Raw genomic sequence first — 3,999 nt, forward strand, 5'->3', positions numbered from 1 at the left:
TCTTTATGATAAAGAAAACGGTACCGTTAATTATGGTAGCGTAACTTTAGGTGGGATGGATAACCAAGTCCCTGTTGCTCTCCATAATGTTAAAGATGGCACAATTGCGCAAGGATCGCATGATGCGATCAATGGGAACCAAATTAATAAAATATCTGGAGATATAGCAAATTATTTTGGTGGTGGTGCCTCGTTCGAAAATGGTGCTTTTAAAGGACCAAACTATAGTTTATCTGTTATTGTTGAAGATGGTCAGGTGGCAAAAGCCAATTATCATGATGTTGGCTCAGCTTTGAGTGGTCTCGATGCAAATGTGAAGAGTGTGAATANATGATGTTGGCTCAGCTTTGAGTGGTCTCGATGCAAATGTGAAGAGTGTGAATACGCATCTGACGAATGTGGTAAAAGATGTCAATGAAAAAATCACGAATATTACACAAGAAGTCAAAGGGGACGCTTTGTTGTGGAGCGGTGATGAGCAGGCATTTGTAGCACAGCATGGAGAGGGAAGAACCAATAGCAAAATTAAGTTTCTTGCCAATGGAGATATTTCTGCTAATTCAACCGATGCTATAAATGGTTCGCAACTTTATTTGATGAGTAATCAGCTTGCTGCATATTTTGGTGGTGGCGCTGGCTATAATAATGGAAAATGGACCGCTCCTACTTTCAAGATAACACATTTCAAGGCTAACGGGAGTTCTGCTGAAAAGAAGGATTATCATGACGTTGCCAGTGCTTTTGACGGTGTAAGTGAGAGTATGTCTAAGATAAACGACCGCATTCAAAATGTTGAAAACAATGTCTCGTCCAATGGTTTAAATTGGAATGAGCAGAAAAAAGCTTATGACGCTAGCCATGATGGTCAACCAAGTAAGATTATCAATGTAGCAGATGGTAAAATTGCAGAAGGTTCAAAAGATGCAGTCAATGGTGGACAGCTTTGGGAGACCAACGAACGTATCACTGGCGTTGAAAAAGATATTAAACATATTGAAAACAGAGTCGACAATATTTCCACTACGGTTACGAATATTGGTGAAACAGTTTTCAATATTGAAGACAGAGTTGATAATATTGAGAACACGGTTAATAATCTTTCTGATGGTGCAGTTAACTATGATAAAGATGTTGATGGTAAAAAGACCAATAAGATCACTCTAAAAGGTGGGAATGAAAGTGAACCTGTTATGATTGATAATGTTGCGGATGGTCGTATTGAACAAGGTTCGAAAGAAGCTGTTAATGGTGGTCAACTGCATGATTACACTGAGCAGCAGATGAAGGTCGTTCTTGATCAATCAAAGCATTACACAGATCAACGGGTGAATAATATCGTTATCGATGCTATTGATGATGCCGTTGATCGGGCTCACCAATATACAGATATGAAGTTTAATATTTTAAGTTATGACATTAAGAGTGTACGCAAAGAAGCAAGGCAAGCAGCGGCGGTTGGTCTAGCAGTGTCCAATCTACGTTACTTCGACGAACCAGGATCTTTGAGTGTCTCATTTGGTAGCGGCGCATGGCGTGGACAATCGGCATTTGCTCTTGGAGCTGGTTATACATCTGAAAATGGAAAAATCCGCTCTAATCTCTCTGCCACGAGTGCTGGTGGTCATTGGGGAATAGGTGGTGCAATCACTCTGAAAATAAAATAATACGAACAATAAAAACCGAACAAAACATTCACCCTTATTTATTGAAATGAGGGTGAATATTTTTTACAGACGCACAGTATTTATCTAGAGATAAGCATAATATTTGATGACGATATAAACTTTGATGTTTTATAGAAGCCCCTTATATGCTTTTATTGCAAAAAGATCACAGTAGAATCCATATTGCTAAAAAGTTATATTTTTATGTTGCTATTTTCTTGAACAGTCTATAGTCATGCAGGAATGTATATTAATAAGACTCATTTTGATAAAATAACTTTCAAAGGGGGGATAAGTAGTGCGTAAAGATAAAAGATACATCAAAGGATCACGCATATATCATTACATGATATTTTAAGAAGAGAAGTCCTAACTAAAAAAGCAATTATCCAAAGCAAGTTAGATATCGGACATACTACAATCTCTTTTTATTTTACTTGTTATTAATAAAAAAATGCTTTCTAATAAAACTAAAGTCTATAATTAAGAAAACACATACTAAAACCTTTTTTAGAGCATTTTATAGTAACGACTACCAAGTAAAAAGTAATATTAAATATGGAAGACCTCTTTTTTAGTTAGTAAAAAACAGCACACTAAAACCCTTAGATTCTAAATGTATTATTTCTATGTCCACAAAACATAAACCAAAAACAAACATTTAGATCTCAATACAGAAAGCACAAACAAAACAAAAGACTCAAAATGTTCACATCCTAAGCAACGATCCTCTATTATGAATTCCAAGGGGATTAATAATGCTAAAATGTGTCTTTTTTATGTTTTGGAGGTGTTTTTAAGTTTTTTCATTGGAGAATTTGTTATGAAAAAATTATATGCCACATTAGCACACGATGATGCAAATGGGACTCATTTTCCTTATCCCTTGTCTTTGGTGAGGGTGCTTTTGTTGGTTGCAATAGTTGCGTTTTTATCGAATGTTTCTCCTAGTTTTTCGGCAAATGTCGATTTAAGCAAAATGTTCCTTGAAGGTGTCGATAGTGCTGTTGTGGGAACTCCACAAAATGTTATCTCTGCTTATAATAGCGATAACAGTGATTTAGATGCTTCTAGTGCATCAAAGGAAAATTATATAACAGCGTTGAGTGTTGCGACGACACCTAAGGGGGATGCTACCAGTGACTATGCAAATTTTCTCATCAATACTCTTTCTGGTAACAGTGATAAGAATTCCACAATAAAGACTGATAATAGTTCTGTAATAAATACTTTGACAGCAAGACAACTTATTCCTGTTAGTGAAATGCAGAGAGGTGCTGGCAAAGGTGTTGAGTTGGGTGAGGCGGCGAGTGCGCCCTCTGTGTCGTCTATTGCGATAGGCAATAAGCAAACATATGACTGTGGTAAAGGCAAAGACTGTTATTACGTCGCTGCACGTGCGTCAGCTGAAAGAACAATAGCTATCGGTTTATCATCTGAAGCTAAGAATTATCAGGGAATTGCTATTGGTGTTACTGCACAAGCATTCGCTGACAATACTGTTGCTATAGGTCCCTCTACAAAGGCGACAGAAAAAAATGCTATCGTTTTGGGGTATAGTTCAGAGGCGACAGGTTTGAATAGTATTTCTATAGGGCGCTCGGCGCACTCTTTGGGTCTGCATAGTATCGCAATAGGTTCTGATGATATTACAGATAAATATCCAGATGATTATACAACTGCGAAGAGTAATCATTCAATTGCCGTAGGGCGTGTTGCTAAAGTCCGAGGAGAAAATGGGATTGGTATTGGTCAGCGTTCATCGGTATGGGATAATGCTAACAATGGCATTTCTATCGGTTACTATTCAAAAGCGCAGGCGTTGGATAGTATCGGGCTAGGTCACGACGCTTTGGGGATGGTGGAAGGGAGTGTTGCAATAGGAAGCCATACTAGAGCTAATAGGGCTGCAGGTGTTTCAGGATATACTTCTATGCTGCAGGGACCTGCAACGAATGAGGTATCTTATTGGAAATCTACATTAGGTGCTGTTAGTGTTGGTGATGTTGATGCTGGCAAAACACGACAAATTACAGGTGTAGCGGCTGGTAGTGAAGATGCAGACGCAGTGAATCTAAGACAATTGCAAGACTTAGAAGATGTCGTAAGAAAAAATGGTTGGAAACTATCTGTTGACGGTAAAAATGCTAAAACAGTCATTATGGATAGTGGAGTAGATTTTTCTACTGGCAGTACCAATCTTAACATTACAAAAGGCGATAAGGATAATAAGGTAAAATTTGATTTAGCTAAGGATGTTACATTAACGAGCTTAAAGGCAGGCACAACTGCCCTAGATGCAACAGGTCTGGTAATTACTGATGGACCGAAAATA

Annotated in this window: 2 pseudogenes; both read left to right on the forward strand. The window is 37.9% G+C overall.

The annotated features are described in order from the left end of the window. Positions 1-1,664 (forward strand): annotated as a pseudogene (locus tag ACFIL7_RS03135) (Vomp family autotransporter); the annotation flags it as partial. A gap of 823 nt (positions 1,665-2,487) precedes the next feature. Further along, positions 2,488-3,999: pseudogene (locus tag ACFIL7_RS03140) on the forward strand (hypothetical protein); the annotation flags it as partial.

It is taken from the genome of Bartonella sp. AP3QHHD, from assembly GCF_042195765.1.
Taxonomy (GTDB): Bacteria; Pseudomonadota; Alphaproteobacteria; order Rhizobiales; family Rhizobiaceae; genus Bartonella.